We start from the raw sequence: 16,798 nt of genomic DNA on the forward strand, positions 1-16,798 counted from the left end.
GGGTGATCGCCCCTTCGACCCCTTCGCGGCTGCCGTATCCTGACGAGATGGTGAAGGCCGCAGGTGAGCGCATGGGCATCGCCGGCGCGCTGGTGCGCTCGGCCTTTCTGGTGGACGCGGTGTACGCCGAGTCGGGCCGGGAGTTCGGGCTGACCCCGCAGCAGGGGCAGCTCCTGTGCGTGCTCATGGGTCGGCCGTACGGCATGGGCGAGCTGGGCGGGCTGCTCGGGCTGGCCAAGTCGAGCCTCACCGGCCTGGTGGACCGGACCGCCCGCCGCGGCCTGGTCCGACGCGAACCCGACCCGCAGGACGCCCGCGCGGTCCGGGTGGCGCTCACCGAGGAGGGCGGCGCGCTGGCGGACGCCTTCCACACCGAGACCTGCCGCCGGATCGACGCCCTCGCCGACGGCCTCGCCGAGCCCGAGCGCGGCGCGCTCGAGGCCCTGCTCACCCGTGTGGTGCTGGACAACAAGGTCCCCGCGGTGTTCAAGGAGCTGGACGAGGGCCCCGTCCCCGTGAGCTGACCGGGCCGCCCCCACACACCTGTACGCCCGTGCCGACCTGACGCCGCGGGCGTTGACAGTCCCTCGCGCACCGTGGCACCGTACGTACGCCGTAAGTTTGACGTACAGCGTACGTATCGCCGAGGTGCGAGGGAGCGTCCCATGTCGACGCACGAGCTCTACACCGCCCCCGTGGACCGGACCGGCTGGGGCGTCCCCATGTCCGGCGACACCAGGTTCACCTGGGAGTACGACGACGGCCGCGACCGGCTGCTGGCCCTCTACCAGAAGGGCAAGGACCGGCAGTGGGACTCGGTCACCCGCATCGACTGGGACCTGGAGGTGGACCCGCACGACGTGCTCGGCATCCCCGACCAGGCCCTGGCCGTCTACGGCACCCGCCACTGGGACCGGATGAGCGAACGCGAGCGCAAGGAGCTGCGCCGGCACTCCGCGTCCTGGCAGTTCTCCCAGTTCATGCACGGCGAGCAGGGCGCCATGATCACCGGCGCGCGGATCGTGGAGTCGGTGCCGGACCTGGACGCCAAGTTCTACTCGGCCACCCAGACCATGGACGAGGCCCGGCACGTGGAGATCTTCTCCCGGTTCCTGCGGGAGAAGGTCGGCATGGTGTACCCGATCAACTCCCAGCTCCAGAACCTGCTCAACGACACCCTGGCCGACTCCCGCTGGGACATGCCGTACCTGGGCATGCAGGTCCTGATCGAGGGTCTGGCGCTGGCCGCGTTCGGCGTCATGCGGGACGTGACCACCAAGCCGCTGCCCAAGCAGATCCTCGCCTACGTCATGCAGGACGAGGCCCGGCACGTCGCGTTCGGCCGGATGGCGCTGCGCGACCACTACCGGCAGTTGTCGACGGCCGAGCTCCGCGAGCGCGAGGAGTTCGTCATCGAGGGCTGCCACCTCATGCGCGACCGCATCCGCGGCCGGGAGGTGTGGATCAACTTCGGCATCGACCCCCGCGAGGTCGACGCGCTCGTGGACGACTCCCCGTACATGCGGATGTTCCAGAGCATGCTGTTCAGCCGGATCGTCCCGTGCGTCAAGGACATCGGCCTGTGGAGCGAGCGCATCCAACGCGCCTACGACGACATGGGCGTCCTGGACATGTCCAAGGCGGACCTGGAGGCGCTGATGGCGCAGGACGAGGACATCGCCGAACGCCTCGACGCCGAGCGCTTCGCGGCCGAGGAGGCCGACCGCAGGGCCGAGGTCGACGCCGTCATCGACGAGGCCCGGTCCGCCCCGTGACCACCGCCTCCCCGCCGGGCCGGCGCGCGGAGCGCGCCGTGGACGGCGGGGCGGCCGCGGTCGCGCGCCCGCCGCTCGGCCGGGACCGGATCGTGCGCGCGGCGGTGCGGCTCGTGGAACGCGACGGCGCCCGCGCCCTGTCGATGCGGGCGGTGGCGGCGGAGCTGGGCGTGGCGGTGATGTCCCTGTACAACCACATCCCCAACAAGGCGGCGCTGCTGGAGGGCATCGCCGAGTTCGTGATGGCGGGCATGGACCCCCACGACGGCGCCGCGCCGCCCGTTCCCGGCGAGGACTGGCGGTGCGGCGCGCGCCGCCTGATCCGCGCGTTCCGGCGGACGGCCCACGACCATCCGCGCTGCATGGCCCTGGTGCTGACCAACAAGGTCGACTTCCCGGCGGGGCTGCGCGCGGTGGAACGCGCCCTGACCCTGTGCGACGCCGCCGGTTTCGACGGCGCGGCGTCGGTGCGCGCGATGCGGACGCTGATGGCGTACGCGCTGGGCGCGCAGTTGCGGGAGACGGGCGCGGTGCGGATGCTGGACTACATGCCCGCCGACCCGGCGGCGGCCTTGGCGCGGGTCGATCCGGTCGAGTTCCCCCACGTGGTGGCGCTGGCGGGGGAGCTGACGCGGCACGATCCGGAGGCCGACTTCGAGTTCGGCCTCGACCTCCTCCTCACCTCCCTGAACGGGCTGCCGCGTCGCGGGGCCGCCGGCGGCTGACGGGTCCCGGCGTCACGTCGGCGCCGGTCGACGGCCCGTCCGGGCCGGGGCCCGGGGATCGGCGGGCCGGATGGACCGCGGGTGGTCGGGCCCGTCCGGGACGTGAACGTTGCGGCCGAGGGCCTCCCGTTCGGCGTGGTCGGGGTCGAGGCCGCGATCGGCGCGTCGGGGGGCGGCATCGGTGCGGCCCACGGCCTTTCGACCGAGTTCACCATCTGAACTTCCGGCCCTCGTTCCTTGGTGCCCGTGGGGCGCAGAATGTGGGGTCTGGAGAGGGGCCGGTTTCCTCGCGGCCCGGTGAGCCCCGCCGTGTCCCCCCTGGCACGGCGGGGCTTTCGCGTTTCGCGCGCACGGCGCGGCGTCGGTGATCACCGTGAGGGACACGGGTGATTAGCCGCAGGTGGTCAGGGCAGGACAACGCCGGAAAACCGTCGATTCTCGGGGGAAATCAAATGATCAGGATGCTGCGGAAGATGGGCGTCTCCTCGAACATGATGTACACGGCCGGGGTCGGTTCGATCGGCGTGTCGTTCGCGACCTGGATGGCCTCCAGGAACCTGGAGTCGGCCGGGCTGGACCGCGCCGACCGCTGGGGGATCTTCGTCGGCCAGTGGGCCCCGACCTTCCTGGCCCTCGGATGCGCGCTGCGCCTGGAGGAGCAGTGGGGCGAGACCCCGCACGAGGAGACCCTGATGATGGGTCAGACGAGCCGGGAGACGATGCCCGTCGGATGACCCGGCCCGCCCGTTCGCTCGCCGTGAGGCGGACGACGGGCGGCGGTCGCCTCGACCCCGGGCGGGCCGTCCGGCGCGCGGAACGCGCCGGCGGCCCGCCCGCGTCACCCCGCCGCGCCCACCTGCGACACCTCACCCTCGCGGAGCGTCGACGCGCACGGCGCCCACCGCGACGCGCCGGCCGCGCGGGCGGACGGGCGGGCCCCATGTTCCTCGGGACGAGTTTCAGCGGCCGCTCCCCGGCGGTCCGTTCGCACGTCGACCGTGGGCCCCGTGGGGCGGACACCCGATCGCGGCCGCCTTCGCGCACGACGGGCGAGGGCCGTGGTGCAAGAGCCCGGCCCCCTCGGCTCGGCGGGAGGCGGCGGGTGCGAGGATCCGCCGGCGTCGGCTCGGCGGAGGAGCCACGCACCCCACGCCGCCGCGCGCTGGCCGAACCCGCCGTCACCCCCGCCGCCCCGGCTGCTGCCGCCCCCACGCCGCCGCGCGGCGGCCGGATCCGCCGGTCACCTCCGCGCCCCGGCCTGCGTCGCGTTCCCGGGGATCCGGCCCGGTCGCATCGCGGTCGCGGTCGGCTCCGTCGCCGCCCGCGCGGCTGTACGTTGGTCGGGTTCCGACGAGGAAGGCGGCGATGGCAGGCGCGGACGGTCCCCGGCCCAGTAAGCACGCGCAGCGATCTCAGGCGACCCGGGCCGCGCTGATCGAGGTCGGTCGGACCCTGTTCGGCGCCCGCGGTTACGCCGCCGTCGGCACCGAGGAGATCGTTCGGGAGGCCGGCGTCACGCGCGGTGCGCTGTACCACCAGTTCCGTGACAAGCGCGAGCTGTTCGAGGCCGTCGTGGAGGTGGTCGAGGGCGACGCCACCCGCCGGGTCGTGGAGGGGGCGCTGGCGCGGGCGGGCGATCCGGTCGCGGCGCTGCGGGCCGGCGCGCGCGCCTTTCTGGAGGTGTGCGCCGAGCCGGAGGTCGAGCGCATCCTGCTGTTGGACGCCCCGGGCGTGCTCGGCTGGGAGCGTTGGCGCGAGATCGGCGAACGGCACGGCCTGGGCGCGATCATGACGGTGCTGCGGTCGGCGATCGACGCCGGGGCCCTGCCGGAGCAGCCGGTGCGACCGCTGGCGCACCTGTTGCTGGGCGCCCTGGACGAGGCGGCGCTCGTCATCGCGCGCGCCGGCGACCCGGTCGCCGCCCGCGAGGAGATGCTCACCGCCCTGGACCGCCTGCTGCTGGGCGGCCCCCCGAACGGCGGCGCGGCCCGATAGTGGGGCGGCTCACCCCGGTGACGGCCGGCGGGAGGGCGCGGAACACGCTCCACCGGTCGCGATGGACGAACGCCACGACCGTGTCACGGTAGGGCCGGCGGCGCGGAACGCCTCGTCCGCCCCCGGCGGCGGGGCGGCCGCGACGCCGCGACGCGTGCAGCCGATCGGCGCCGCCGCCACGGCCGGCGGGCCCGCCTCGTCGGCGTCCGCCGCGCGACGGCCGCCGGCAGGCGGGTGAGCAGCCGGCCACACGCCGACGGCCGAAGTCTCGATCACGTCGGGCCGGAGTCCCGGGCGGGCGGCCGGCGACTCCCGCAGCCCGACGGCGGGGTCGGCGGCCGTGCCCACGCGGGGCGCCCGACGCCTTTGCGGAGGAGGGCCGAGGCGGCGTGCGGTCACGTCACGGGGTCGACGCCGTCAGCCGTCATGGCGCCGCGGGCCACGAGTTCCGCGACGCCGTCGTCGGTGAGCGCGGCGACCGCGATCCCCTGCGAACGCCTGCGAACGGCCGACGTCGGTGAATGCGGTGAGCGCGATCGCCTGCGGACGGTCGAGGTCCGCGGCGACGTCCTCGTCGGCGACCGGGATCGGCCGGTCGATCGGGTCGGCGGCGTGCCCGCACGGGACGGTTCACGGGGACATCCGCGCCCGCATCGGGTTCATCCGGGCGGGCGCGACACCCCCGCCGGGCCGACCGCGGGAGAACTTCGCGTTTCGGTGGACGCGCACGTCGTTGGTAGGTTTCCCGGGTGCGCGACCTCCGGACCCTGCCCAAGGCCCACCTGCACGTTCACCTGGAGAGCACCGTCCGTTGGGGGACGCTGCGGGAGATCGGGGCCGCCAACGGCGTGCCCGTTCCCGGGCATCTGGTGGACGGGCGGTACGCGTTCGGCGGGTTCGCCGACTTCTTCGCGCAGAACGACCTGGTGCGGTCGTGTCTGCGCACGCCCGAGGACTTCCGTCGGATCGCGGTGGAGTTCTGCGAGGACGAGGCGGCGCAGGGCACCCGGTACGCGGAGGTGTCGTTCACGGCGGCGGGGCACGGGGAGCGGCTCGGCGATCTCGAGATGCCGTTGCGGGCGGTCCTGGAGGGTCTGGCGCTGGGGCGGGCGGCGTTCGGCGTCGAGTGCCGGGTGATCCTGGACCATTCGCGGCGCCGGTCGGTGGAGCGGGCGTGGCGGACCCTGCGGCTCGCCGAGCGGTTCGCCGGGGAGGGGGTCGTGGCGGTCGGGCTGGCGGGGGACGAGGCGTTCGACGGCGCGCCGTTCGCTGAGGTGTTCGACGCGGCGCGGGCGTCGGGTCTGCACGTCGTGCACCACGCGGGGGAGGCGGCCGGGCCGGCGAGCATCCGGCAGGCGATCACGTCGGGGCGCGCCGAGCGGATCGGGCACGGCATCCGGATCCTGGACGACGACGCGCTGGTCGCCGAGGTCCGGGATCGGCGGCTGCCGTTGGAGGTGTGCCCGTCGTCGAACGTCGCGTTGGGGTTCGCGCCGTCGCCGGCGGAGCATCCGCTGCCGCGGCTGCGGGACGCCGGGCTCGTGGTCACCGTGAGCACCGACATCCCCGCCCTGATCGGGACGCCGCTGGCGGCCGAGTACGGCGGGCTGCGGGAGGTGTTCGGGTTCGACGACGCGGTGATCGCGGAACTGGCCGCGGCCGGGGTCGACGCGTCGTTCGCGCCCGCCGCGACCAAGGCCCGGCTGCGCGCGGAGATCGCCGCGTGGTCGGCGGGGCCGCCCGTCTGAGGGACGCCGGGTTCGACGCCCGCCGTCCGGGGTTATGGTGAAATCCGGACGGCGAAGGCGGAACAGTGGACGAACGGTCCGAAGTGGGCGGGGCGGAGCCGGTCGAGGGCCGGGTCCTGGAGCCGGCGCGGCCGGGGGCGTCCGGCGACGCGGCCCCGCGGGCCGACATCGCGAACGTGGCGAACGTCGCGGGCGCGGCGCGGCGGGCGGTGGCCGAGCCGGTGCGGCGGGCCGCCGGGGACGCCGCCGCGGGCGCGGCCGCCGTGATCGTGGAACGGCTGGCCGGGACGCCGGCGATGCGGGCCGTGGAGCGGGCGGCCCGCGACGCGGCCGTCGAGGCGGCGACGGCGGCGGCCGAGCGGGCGCTGGCGGACGCCCGCGCGGCGGCCGAGGGCAACGCGGTGGCCGGCGCGGCGCTGGACCTGACGTCGGCGGTGGTGACGCTGGCGGGACGCACGGCCGCGCATCCGATGGCCGACCGGGCGCTGCGGCTGGCGGCCCGGCATCCGCTGTCGCGGGCGACGGCGGACGCGGCGCTGGACCTGGCGGCGCGGACGGCGGCGTCGCCGATGGCGCAGGCCGCCGCCAGATCGATCGCGGACACGGTGCTGGAGCCCGTGCTCGACGCGGTCGCCGACACGGCGGTGGACGTGGCCCTGGACGCGGGCCGCGACGTGGTGGCCGACGTCCTGCGCGAGACGGCCCGGCGGGCCGCCCGGGACCTGGCCGGTTCCGCCAAGGGTCGCGCCCGTGACGCCGTCGACGCGGCGGGCGCGTTGCCGTTGGCGACCGCGGTGGCGGATCTGGCGACCGGTCTGGCGGGGGACCTGGTCGGTGATCTGACGCGCACCACGGGCACCGGCCCGGCGGGCCGGTCGGCGGTCACCGCGGTGACCGGCAGCCGCCTGGCGCGCGGCGCGCGCGGACTGGTCGCCCACACGGCGGGGCGGGCGGTGTCGGGGGCGGTGGAGGCGGTGCTGTGGGAGGTGATCCGCGAACCGCTGAAGATCGCGCTGCGGGCGGTGCTGCGGGACGTGATCCGCGACGCGGCCCGGCAGGTCGTCGCGGAGACGATGCGGGCGGCGCGGACGGCGTCCTCCCCGCCCGCCGGTCCCCGGTCGTCCCCCGCCCCCGCGCCGGGCCCGGCGCGGGACCCGGACGACGGGGCGGCGGAACGGCTGCTGGGGAACGTGTGGGCGGCGGTGTCCGGCCGGGACGCCTCCGCGCCGCGCGTCCCGACACCCGAGACGCCGCGACGGGCGGCGGGCGGGGCCCCCGGTGACGTGTGGGCGACGGTCGTGGACCCACAGGACCGCGGCCCCGATCCGGCGGCGCACGAGGCGACGGGGGCGACGTCCCGTGGGGCGGGCCCGGCCTCGAACGCGGCGGAATCGGCCGGTCGGACGGAGCGGGCACCGGGGGACCGGTAGGAAACGGGGGCCCCTGTCGCGTCGACCTCGGCCGTACCCGGGCCGCACGTGCGGGCTCGTGGGCTCCGGCGACCGGCGGCTCACGCCCCATGCCGTTCACGCCGCGGCCGCTCATGCCGTGCGGGCGGGGTGAGCGCGGTGGCGCTCAGGGTCGACGTGGACGAGCGTGTCGGGATCGTCGTTCTCGGGGGCCGAACGTTCACGGTGCCCGGCGGGTCCGGCACCGTCGCGCAGTCCGCCGAACGCCTGGTCCCGGTCGTTCCGTCTCACCCGTCCCGCCGGCCGCGGCGCGGCGACGCCGGGCCATCCTGGCGGGCCGCCCCCCCCCCGCGGCGGCCGGATGACGCGGCCGACGGCATGTCGAGTCGGGACGATTCGCAGGCCGGGCCCTGGAGGGCCGCGTCCGAGGGCGGTCAGTGGGCGGCGAAGCCGCCGTCGACGAACAGGGCGTGGCCGGTGACGTGCCCGGAGCCGGGGCCGGCCAGGAACACCGCGGCCGCGGCGAAGTCCTCGGGCGTGCCGTTGCGGCCGGTGAGGGTCCGGGCCCGCAGGGCGTGCACGCGGGCGGGGTCGGCGGCGACCTCGGCGGTCAAGGGGGTGAGGACGAAGCCGGGGACGAGGGCGTTGCAGCACACGCCGTTCGGGGACCACGCCTCGGCCTGGGAGCGGGTGAGGGCGACGAGTCCGCCCTTGGAGGCGCCGTAGGCGCCGCTGTTGCCGAAGGCGCGGAACGCCTGTTGGGAGGCGACGTTGATGACGCGGCCCCAGCCGCGGCGGGCCATGCCGGGCGCGAAGCGTTGGCCGAGCAGGAACGGGGCCTGCAGGTTGAGCGCCAGGGTGGCGTCCCATTGACGGGCGTCCAGGTCGGGCAGCGGCGGCCGCAGGTTGATCCCGGCGGCGTTGACGAGGATGTCGGGCTCCCCGAACGGGGCGGCGGCGCGTTCGGCGGCGTCGGCGACGCCGTCGCGGGTGCCCAGGTCCGCGGCGACGTGGTCGGCGGCGCAGCCGTGGGCGCGCAGCGCGGCGACGGTGTCGGTGAGGGGGCCGGGGCGGCGGGCGATCACCACGACGGCGGCGCCGGCCCGGGCGAGGGCCTCGGCGATACCGCGGCCGATGCCGGAACCACCCCCGGTGACGACGGCGACGCGGCCGTTCAGGGAGAACAGCCCGGCGAGGTAGGAGGGGTCGGATCCGGGTAGCGGGCTCATGTCCACCGAGTCTACGAAGGGACCGAACGTTCATGATCGGGGAGCCCACCGGCGACGTCCTGGCCCGGGCCGTGCGCCGGGAGACGGTGCTGCACTCCTTCGAACGGGTGCAGGGGGAGGCGGAGGCGCGGGTGGCGGCGGTCCCGCCGGAGGCGTTCGCGGGGCCGACGCACCTGCCGGGGTGGGACGTGGCGCGGCTGATCGATCACCTGATCCTGGTGGACGTGCGGTGCGCGGCGGTGGCCGACGGCGTCGCGCCGCCGGAGGGGACGGGGCGGGGGGCGGACGCGGAGCCCGCGGGGGCCGCGGCGGCGTTCCGGCGGGCGGGGGAGCGGGCGCGGCTGGCGTTCGCGCGGCCGGGGATGCTGAACGAGACGGTCACCGCGCCGTGGGGGTCGGCGCCGGGGTACGTCCTCGTCCAGCACGCGGTGATCGAGCTGCTGGTGCACGGCTGGGATCTGGCGCGGGCGACGGGGCAGCCCACGGACCTGGCGCCCGAGCAGGCGGCGCAGGCGCTGCCGGTGGCCCGGACCTGGTACGCGGGGCCGCCGCGCGCCGCCGCCGGGTTCTCGCCGCCGCGGCCGGTGCCCGCGGACGCGACGCCCGCGGACCTGCTGGCGGCCTTCCTGGGCCGGGCGGTGTGACGGGCGACCCCGCTCCGCGCCCGGTCCTTCGGGCCCGGCGTCGCGGTCGCGGTCGTCGTCGGGGCGGCGGCGGTCGCGCCAGCCGACGACGGCGACGACGAACGACGTGGGGACGAAGAACGGCACCGCGCCGATCAGCGGGTGCGCGGCCGGCAGTCCTCGCCGATCGTCGAGGGGGAGGCCGAGGAGGGCGTGGAACCCGGCCCCGGCCAGCGGCACGCCGGGCTGTTCGCCCTCCTCGGCGGCTGGCCCCGCGCCCGCCCCGGAACGCCACGGCCCGGCGAAACCTCGAACGCCCCAGGTCACGCCCCGCACCGACCCCCGAACCCACCCGGCCGGTGTTTGACGACGACCCTCACGGGGAGGGTCGGCCACCCCGAACGAGGAAAGAGAGGACAAATGAGCACCATCGAACAGTCGATCGACGTCGACGTCCCCGTCCGCGCCGCCTACGACCAGTGGACCCAGTTCGAGGAGTTCCCCCGCTTCATGGAGGGCGTCGAACGCATCGACCAGGTCACCCCCACCCGCACCCACTGGCGCACCACCATCGGCGGCGTCACCCGCGAGTTCGACGCCGAGATCACCGAACAGCGCCCCGACGAACGCATCGCCTGGACCTCCCTGGACCGCCCCCGCCAGGCCGGCGTGGTGACGTTCCACCGCATCGCCCCCGCCCAGACCCGCGTCATGCTGCAGATGGAGTTCGCCCCCGAGGGCATCGCCGAGAAGACCGCCGACACCCTCAACCTCGTCGAACGCCGCATCAAGGGCGACCTCGCCCACTTCAAGGAGTTCATCGAGGCGCGCGGCGCCGAGACCGGCGCCTGGCGCGGCGAGGTCGGCCAGGACCCCACCGCCTGACCGTCCCACCCCGGCCCCGCGAGGGGCCACGTCACGGGGAGGGCGACGCCGGGGACCCGCCGTGCCGCGCGGGCCCCCCGGCCGCCGCCCAACCCGCCGACACGGCGGACAACTCGTCCAGGAACGCCGCCACGGCCGGCGGCCGCGCCCCCGACGGCACCAGCGCCGCCACCCGCCTGCCCCCCAACTCCGGCGACGACATCACCACCACGCCGGGCTCGCGATGCACCGCGAACGCCATCGCCGGCAACGCCGTCACCGCCAGCCCCCGATCCACCAGCCGCTGCACCGCCACATGGTCATCGGTCGCGTACGCGATCCGCGGCGCGAACCCCGCCGCCCCGCACGCCCGCACCAGATGCCCCCGACACCGTTCGCACCCCGACGCCCACGTCTCCTCCGCCAGATCGGCCAACCGCGGCACCCCCGCACCCGCCGCCGCGTGCCCCGCCGGAACCGCCAACAGCACCGGATCCTCCAGCAGCGGCACCTCCCGCACCCCGCCCACCCCGTCACCGGGCCCACCGTCATGGGAGAACACGACCGCGACGTCGACCTCCCCGGCCCGCAACGCCGCCAACGCCTCCGGCGGCTCGGCCTCCACCAGCGACACCGTCACCCTCGGCGCCCGAACCCGCAACGCCGCCAACGCGTCCGGCAACAACCCCGCCGCCGCCGTCGGGAACACCGCCGCCCGCACCCGACCCGCCCGCAGCCCCGCGATCGCCGCGATCTCCTCCTCGGCGTCGGCCAACCGCGCCAGCACCGCCTCCACATGCCCCACCAGGACGCGACCCGCCTCCGTCAACCGCACCCCGCGACCGTGCCGCACCACCAGCGGCGTCCCCACCTCCCGCTCCAACCGCGCGATGTGATGCGACACCGCCGGCTGCGTGTACGACAACGCCCGAGCGGCCGCCGTCATCGACCCCGAACGGGCGACCTCCCGCAGGATCCGGGCACGATTCAGGTCCAACACCCCCACAAGCTATCAACCACATCTATACCTCTCCCAGAAGATCCCCCTTTGCCTTATGCCCGCCCGGTGACGCAGGATCGAACCCATGCACGAACCCCACCACCCCCTCACCCTCGCCGACGCCCACGACGAGTTCACCGCCGACGTCGCCTACCTCAACACCGCCACCTACGGCCTGCCGCCCCGCACCGCCCAACGCGCCATGAACGACACCGAACGCGACCGCGCCGCCGGCCTCCTGTCACCCGCCCACCTCGACACCGCCGTCACCCGATCCCGCCACGCCTTCGCCCGCCTCATCGGCCTGCCCCCCGAACGCGTCGCCATCGGCTCCCAGGCCTCCTACTTCATCGGCCTGGCCGCCGCGTCCCTGCCCACCGCCGCCACCGTCCTCGTCGCCGACGGCGACTTCACCTCCGTCCTGTTCCCCTTCCTCGCCCGCCCCGACCTCACCGTCCGCGCCGTCCCCCTCCACCACCTCGCCGACGCCGTCGACACCACCGTCGACCTCATCGCCGTCTCCGCCGTCCAATCCGCCGACGGCCGCATCGCCCCCCTCGACGACCTCATCGACGCCGCCCACACCCACCGCGCCCGCCTCCTCCTCGACGTCACCCAGGCCGCCGGATGGCTCCCCCTCCCCGCCGACCGCGTCGACCTCCTCGTCTGCTCCGCCTACAAATGGCTCCTGGGCCCCCGCGGCACCTGCTTCCTCGCCGGCACCGAAGAGGCCCTGGCCGCACTCCCGCCCATCGCCGCCGGCTGGTACGCCGGACACGACGTCTGGGACTCCATCTACGGCCCGCCCCTGCGCCTGGCCGCCGACGCCCGCCGCCTGGACCTGTCCCCGGTCTGGCACGGCTGGGCCGGCCTCGCCCCCGCCCTCGACCTCCTCGAACGCGTCGGCGTCCCCGCCGTCCACCGCCACGACCTCGCCCTCGCCGACCGCTTCCGCGCCGGACTGGGCCTACCCCCCGGCGACTCGGCCATCGTGTCCGTCCCCGTCCCCGACGGCACCGCCGACGCCCTCCGCGACCAGGGCGTCATCGCCGCCGTCCGCGCCGGCCGCCTGCGCTGCGCGTTCCACCTGTCCACCACCACCGCCGACGTCGACCGCGCCCTCGACGCCCTCACCCCCCGCCTCCACCTCACCGCCTGACCCACCCGAACGGCCACGCCGCACGAACACGATCACCACCTGCGACAATGGCCCCATGAGCGAGCGCAAGCCCATCGAGTGCTGGCTGTCGGACATGGACGGCGTCCTCGTCCACGAGGGCCGCCCCGTCCCCGGCGCCTCCGAGTTCATCCGCCGACTCTCCGCCTCCGGCAAACGCTTCCTCGTCCTCACCAACAACTCCATCTACACCCCCCGCGACCTCGCCGCCCGCCTCGCCGCCGCCGGCCTCGACGTCCCCGCGCCCTCCATCTGGACCTCCGCGCTCGCCACCGCCCAATTCCTCGACGACCAACGACCCGGCGGCTCCGCCTACGTCATCGGCGAGGCCGGCCTCACCACCGCCCTCCACGAGGCCGGATACGTCCTCACCGACATCGACCCCGACTACGTCGTCCTGGGCGAGACCCGCACCTACAGCTTCTCCCAGATCACCAAGGCCATCCGCCTCATCGAGGCCGGCGCCCGCTTCATCGCCACCAACCCCGACCCCATCGGCCCCTCCCACGAGGGCTCGCTGCCCGCCTGCGGCGCCGTCGCCGCCATGATCAGCAAGGGCACCGGCGTCGCCCCCTACTTCGTCGGCAAGCCCAACCCCCTGATGATGCGCAGCGCCCTCAACCGCGTCGAGGGACACAGCGAGACCACCGTCATGATCGGCGACCGGATGGACACCGACGTCCTGGCCGGCATGGAGGCCGGCCTGCAGACCGTCCTCGTCCTCACCGGCGTCACCCGCCGCGAGGAGATCGACCGGTTCCCCTACCAGCCGTCCCGCGTCGTCCCCTCCATCGCCGACCTCATCGACACGATCCACTGACGCGCCCTCGGGAACGACCGAGGCGCATCCCCTGCCCGCTGGGGGAGGGGCACCACCCGCCCCGCCCACCGACCTCCCCGAGACACGGCCGACGGACGGCCCCGCCGCCTCGTCCCCGAGCAGGGAACCCGCCCCGTCCCCCGAGCAGGGAATGGGCACCGCCCGTCTCCCCGGGACGCCGACATCCGCCACAGGCACCCACGAGAACCCCCATCCAGCGTCCACGCAGCCCTTCGGGAGCCGACCCGCACACGACAGCGGTGGACATGCGGGGGAGGGGCAGGACCGCGCGCGACCGCTCCGCCGCTACGAGGCGTTCCCGACTCAACCGGCGCCCACCTCGCACGTAAGCGCCCGGCCCGGACGGCGCCGCCACGATCTGCGTCGGCGTTCGAGCCGCCTCGGGGGAGTGGGGCGTTCCGCGACGGGCCCCGAGCCCACCCCGGTTCGGTGGTTCCCGACCCGCCCGGTCGGAACGCGCCGACCAGCGCGTACCCGGGGAGGCGCATGCGCTCAAGGTGACCCGAGCGGCGTTGTTCGATGGGACACCGCCGGATCCCGCGGGGTCGGGGGAGACGCCGTCGCCGTTCCGGGTGGCGCGGGAAGTCGCTCGCGGACACCCTGCGACGCCGTTCCCGACACGAGAACGGATGAGGCGGCCTCTGGAACGGCGGCCGCCGACAACCCGTCCGGACCACAACATTGCGCACACCGGTTGAACCGGTCGGCCTCACGCTCCGTTGCGTGCACGGAGATCAACACCGTGGCGAGCACCGCGAGGCGGGGGTCGAGGAGGGTCACCGACCCGGCGCGACCGTGGCGCGGACACGAGCGGATTCCCGTCGCACCCGTTCGGCGTGCGGACTCCACCGGACCGGTCGGACCGGTCGCGGACATCGCGCAGGCCGGCCAAAGCCCATGCGGAAGGCTGTCTCCGGCGCGGCCGCGGGAAGGCGAAGGGGAACGACGGGCGGTCGCCGGCGAGGAAGCCCACCCCGGAGGCCGCGCCGCCTCCCCGACACCGTGCCGAGACACGCCGGGGAAGGGGCGTCCCGCCGGATCATCTATCAAGGATAATATGTATTATCCCGGATAAGGAGGCGGCGGTGGACGACGGCACCCTCGACAGGCTGGCCGAACGATGGCTCGACCACAAACGCGCCTCCGGACGCGGCATGTCCGACAACACCGAGTCCGCCTACCGCGCCGACCTGCGCGCCTGGGCACGCGCGCTCGCCGGGCACCACGGCCTCGACGCGCCCGACGACCCGGACCCGCTGACGCTGCTGCGCCCGGAGCACCTGACCGAGCGCGCGCTGACCGCCGCCGCCGCCGAGTTCTTCCGCGACGGACGGTCCGCCGCCACCCGAGGCCGCCGGATCTCCGCCCTGCGCGGCTGGTGCGCCTGGCTCGTACGCGCCGGACACCTGGCCGCCGACCCCACCGCCGAACTGGAGACCCCCCGGCTGCCCCGCAGGCTGCCCGTCGCCCTCACCGACGAGCAGCTCGGCGCCGTCGTCCGCGCCGCCTCCACCCCCCACGAGCACGCGCGCGGCCAGTGGGTTTCGCTGGACCGGGCCCTGATCGCGCTGTTCGCCGGGGCCGGGCCCCGCACGTCCGAGGTGGTGGGCCTGCGGGTCGGCGACCTCGTCCGCGACGACGGCGTCCTGCTGCGGCTGCGCGGCAAGGGCGGCGCGCACCGCAACGTCCCGATCGACCCGGTGGCGGTGGAGCCGGTGGACGACTACCTGGCCGACCGGGCGGCGCGGCTGGGCGCGTTCGGCGAGCAGGACCCGCTGCTGGTGACGCTGGCGGGTCGGGCGGTGACCACGGGGATGATCGAGTATCGGGTGGACCGGTGGTTCCGGCGGGCGGGCGTGTCCCGGCCTGAGGGCGAGCTGGCGCACGTGTTCCGGCACACCTACGCGGTGGGCGTGCTGCGCGAGGGCGCGTCGTTGAACGAGCTGCAGGCGGTGCTGGGCCATCAGAACCTGGCGACGACGAGCGTCTACACCAAGGTCGCCGCCGAGGGGCTTCGGGACGTGGCCCGGACGGCGCCGGTGCTGCGGCATCTGCGGGCGACGCGTCCGGGCCCGGCGGACGGCGGGTCCCCCGCCTCGGGGTGAACGTCGCCGCACGAGGGGCGAAACGGTGACGAATGACCCGATACCGGACAGAATTCAGCTTCTGTCCGGTATGAAGCGGCGAGGTGGTGGATCCGGTGATCCGGCGGGTTCTGTCGGCGGGGCTCGCTAGGGTCCGGGTCATGCGGCCCGCCGAACTCGAACCCCTGTCCGTCCAGGAAGCCGTCGACCGCTACGTGGAGATGGTGCGGGCGAAGACGTCGACGGGGCAGTTCTCCCCCGCGACCGCCGAGGTGTACTGCCGTGACGTCGCCACGTTCGCGGATCTGGCGGGCGGCGACCGGATGCTCGACGATCTCGACGGCGCCGACGTCGACGCGGTGCTGTTGGCGTTCGCCCGCCGTCCCGACGGCCGTCGCCGCTCCCCCGCCGCGCCGGGCGCGGCGCGTTCCCCGGGCTCGGCGGGGGCGCCGGTCGGGCCGGTGCAGAGCGCGGCGTCGCAGGCGCGTTTCCGCAGGTCGGTGTCGGTGTTCTTCCGGTACGCGGTGCCGGCGGGGTGGGTGCAGCTCGATCCGATGCGGGCGGTGACGGTGTCGGCGCGGCAGCGCGGCGGGCTGCGGGCGGAGCGGCGCGCGCTGACGGTGGAGCAGGCGGGCGGGCTGGTGGGCGCGGCGCAGCGGATGGTCGGCGAGGGTCCGGGGCGGGAGCGGCGGCGCGATCAGCGGACGGAGCTGCGGGACGCGCTGGTGGTGCTGCTGTTGGCGACGGTGGGTCCGCGGGTGTCGGAGTTGACGCGGGCGAACGTGGAGGACTTCTTCGTCAACGGCGGTGAGCGGTACTGGCGGGTGTTCGGCAAGGGGGGTCGGACGCGGGACGTGCCGCTGCCGCGTCCGGTGGTGCGGGTGTTGGAGGCGTATCTGGAGGAGGGCCGGGTGGTGTTGGACCGGGGGGTGGAGCCGAAGGCGCTGCTGTTGTCGTGGCGGGGGCGGCGGTTGGCGCGGGGGGACGTGCAGGCGGTGATCGACCGGGTGTTGGGGCGGGTGGAGCCGTCGCGTCGGCGTCAGGTGACGCCGCACGGGCTGCGGCACACGACGGCGACGCATCTGTTGGCGGCGGCGACGGACATGGACGCGGTGCGGCGGGTGCTGGGGCATGCGGATCTGTCGACGTTGGGCCGGTATCGCGATGACCTTCCGGGTGAGTTGGAGGCGGCGATGCGGGCGCATCCGCTGCTGGACGACGCCGGCGGCGCGGACGCGGTGACCGGGGCGGGGTGAGGGGTGGGGCGCGGGCCCGGCGGGTGCCGCTCCCCCCGCTCCCCCGGTCTCGTGGGCGGTTCGGGGGTGTAC

Annotated in this window: 15 protein-coding genes; 13 read left to right on the forward strand and 2 right to left on the reverse strand. The window is 75.5% G+C overall.

Annotated features, from left to right (window positions below; all coding sequences use genetic code 11):
* Positions 1-47 precede the first annotated feature (47 nt).
* The 7 genes from DFJ69_RS31805 to DFJ69_RS31835 all read left to right on the forward strand — a co-directional run bounded on the left by DFJ69_RS31805 (position 48) and on the right by DFJ69_RS31835 (position 7,673).
* Positions 48-524 (forward strand): MarR family winged helix-turn-helix transcriptional regulator, encoded by a 477-nt coding sequence (locus DFJ69_RS31805; RefSeq protein ID WP_211328886.1) that lies wholly within the window; start codon positions 48-50, stop codon positions 522-524.
* A gap of 141 nt (positions 525-665) precedes the next feature.
* Positions 666-1,775: a ferritin-like domain-containing protein gene (locus tag DFJ69_RS31810; RefSeq protein ID WP_116025985.1), complete on the forward strand. Its 1,110-nt coding sequence runs from the start codon at positions 666-668 to the stop codon at positions 1,773-1,775.
* Complete coding sequence (locus tag DFJ69_RS31815) at positions 1,772-2,500, forward strand: TetR/AcrR family transcriptional regulator (protein ID WP_116025986.1); 729 nt, start codon at positions 1,772-1,774, stop codon at positions 2,498-2,500. The genes DFJ69_RS31810 and DFJ69_RS31815 overlap by 4 nt, the downstream gene beginning before the upstream one ends.
* A 452-nt stretch (positions 2,501-2,952) precedes the next feature.
* Positions 2,953-3,234, forward strand: coding sequence for a hypothetical protein (locus DFJ69_RS31820; protein ID WP_116025987.1), 282 nt, complete (start codon positions 2,953-2,955; stop codon positions 3,232-3,234).
* A 631-nt stretch (positions 3,235-3,865) separates the two neighbouring features.
* Positions 3,866-4,495 (forward strand): TetR/AcrR family transcriptional regulator, encoded by a 630-nt coding sequence (locus DFJ69_RS31825; RefSeq protein ID WP_116025988.1) that lies wholly within the window; start codon positions 3,866-3,868, stop codon positions 4,493-4,495.
* A gap of 749 nt (positions 4,496-5,244) precedes the next feature.
* The gene (gene add / locus DFJ69_RS31830) at positions 5,245-6,243 is read left to right on the forward strand and encodes an adenosine deaminase (protein ID WP_116025989.1); all 999 of its coding nucleotides are present in this window, start codon (positions 5,245-5,247) and stop codon (positions 6,241-6,243) included.
* Between the two features lie 65 nt (positions 6,244-6,308).
* The gene (locus tag DFJ69_RS31835; protein ID WP_116025990.1) at positions 6,309-7,673 is read left to right on the forward strand and encodes a hypothetical protein; all 1,365 of its coding nucleotides are present in this window, start codon (positions 6,309-6,311) and stop codon (positions 7,671-7,673) included.
* Positions 7,674-8,086: 413 nt separating this feature from the next.
* Here DFJ69_RS31835 and DFJ69_RS31840 read toward each other — a convergent pair whose 3' ends face one another.
* A complete protein-coding gene (locus DFJ69_RS31840) occupies positions 8,087-8,881 on the reverse strand; it encodes an SDR family NAD(P)-dependent oxidoreductase (RefSeq protein WP_116027044.1) in 795 nt (264 codons plus the stop codon).
* Between the two features lie 32 nt (positions 8,882-8,913).
* Here DFJ69_RS31840 and DFJ69_RS31845 point away from each other — a divergent pair, with 32 nt between their 5' ends.
* The gene (locus tag DFJ69_RS31845; RefSeq protein WP_116025991.1) at positions 8,914-9,525 is read left to right on the forward strand and encodes a TIGR03086 family metal-binding protein; all 612 of its coding nucleotides are present in this window, start codon (positions 8,914-8,916) and stop codon (positions 9,523-9,525) included.
* A gap of 399 nt (positions 9,526-9,924) precedes the next feature.
* A complete protein-coding gene (locus tag DFJ69_RS31850; protein WP_116025992.1) occupies positions 9,925-10,389 on the forward strand; it encodes an SRPBCC family protein in 465 nt (154 codons plus the stop codon).
* Between the two features lie 31 nt (positions 10,390-10,420).
* Here DFJ69_RS31850 and DFJ69_RS31855 read toward each other — a convergent pair whose 3' ends face one another.
* Entirely contained in the window at positions 10,421-11,368 is a 948-nt protein-coding gene (locus tag DFJ69_RS31855; protein WP_116027045.1) for a LysR family transcriptional regulator, read from the reverse strand.
* Between the two features lie 85 nt (positions 11,369-11,453).
* Between DFJ69_RS31855 and DFJ69_RS31860 the strand changes: the two genes are divergently transcribed.
* The 4 genes from DFJ69_RS31860 to DFJ69_RS31875 all read left to right on the forward strand — a co-directional run bounded on the left by DFJ69_RS31860 (position 11,454) and on the right by DFJ69_RS31875 (position 16,726).
* Positions 11,454-12,527, forward strand: coding sequence for an aminotransferase class V-fold PLP-dependent enzyme (locus DFJ69_RS31860; protein WP_116025993.1), 1,074 nt, complete (start codon positions 11,454-11,456; stop codon positions 12,525-12,527).
* Between the two features lie 55 nt (positions 12,528-12,582).
* Positions 12,583-13,365, forward strand: coding sequence for an HAD-IIA family hydrolase (locus DFJ69_RS31865; RefSeq protein WP_116025994.1), 783 nt, complete (start codon positions 12,583-12,585; stop codon positions 13,363-13,365).
* 1,106 nt (positions 13,366-14,471) lie between these two features.
* Complete coding sequence (locus tag DFJ69_RS36315; RefSeq protein WP_116025995.1) at positions 14,472-15,491, forward strand: tyrosine-type recombinase/integrase; 1,020 nt, start codon at positions 14,472-14,474, stop codon at positions 15,489-15,491.
* A 140-nt stretch (positions 15,492-15,631) separates the two neighbouring features.
* Positions 15,632-16,726 (forward strand): tyrosine-type recombinase/integrase, encoded by a 1,095-nt coding sequence (locus DFJ69_RS31875; protein WP_116027046.1) that lies wholly within the window; start codon positions 15,632-15,634, stop codon positions 16,724-16,726.
* Positions 16,727-16,798 lie beyond the last annotated feature (72 nt).

The sequence above is a fragment of the Thermomonospora umbrina genome (genome assembly GCF_003386555.1).
Taxonomy (GTDB): domain Bacteria; phylum Actinomycetota; class Actinomycetes; order Streptosporangiales; family Streptosporangiaceae; genus Thermomonospora; species Thermomonospora umbrina.

Coding starts and splice junctions, on each gene's coding strand:
- DFJ69_RS31865 (WP_116025994.1), top strand. CDS start 12,583: ATGAGCGAGCGCAAGCCCATCGAGTGCTGGCTGTCGGACATGGACGGC.
- DFJ69_RS31825 (WP_116025988.1), top strand. CDS start 3,866: ATGGCAGGCGCGGACGGTCCCCGGCCCAGTAAGCACGCGCAGCGATCT.
- DFJ69_RS31840 (WP_116027044.1), bottom strand. CDS start 8,881: ATGAGCCCGCTACCCGGATCCGACCCCTCCTACCTCGCCGGGCTGTTC.
- DFJ69_RS31810 (WP_116025985.1), top strand. CDS start 666: ATGTCGACGCACGAGCTCTACACCGCCCCCGTGGACCGGACCGGCTGG.
- DFJ69_RS31820 (WP_116025987.1), top strand. CDS start 2,953: ATGATCAGGATGCTGCGGAAGATGGGCGTCTCCTCGAACATGATGTAC.
- DFJ69_RS31845 (WP_116025991.1), top strand. CDS start 8,914: ATGATCGGGGAGCCCACCGGCGACGTCCTGGCCCGGGCCGTGCGCCGG.
- DFJ69_RS31875 (WP_116027046.1), top strand. CDS start 15,632: ATGCGGCCCGCCGAACTCGAACCCCTGTCCGTCCAGGAAGCCGTCGAC.
- DFJ69_RS31850 (WP_116025992.1), top strand. CDS start 9,925: ATGAGCACCATCGAACAGTCGATCGACGTCGACGTCCCCGTCCGCGCC.
- DFJ69_RS31805 (WP_211328886.1), top strand. CDS start 48: ATGGTGAAGGCCGCAGGTGAGCGCATGGGCATCGCCGGCGCGCTGGTG.
- DFJ69_RS31860 (WP_116025993.1), top strand. CDS start 11,454: ATGCACGAACCCCACCACCCCCTCACCCTCGCCGACGCCCACGACGAG.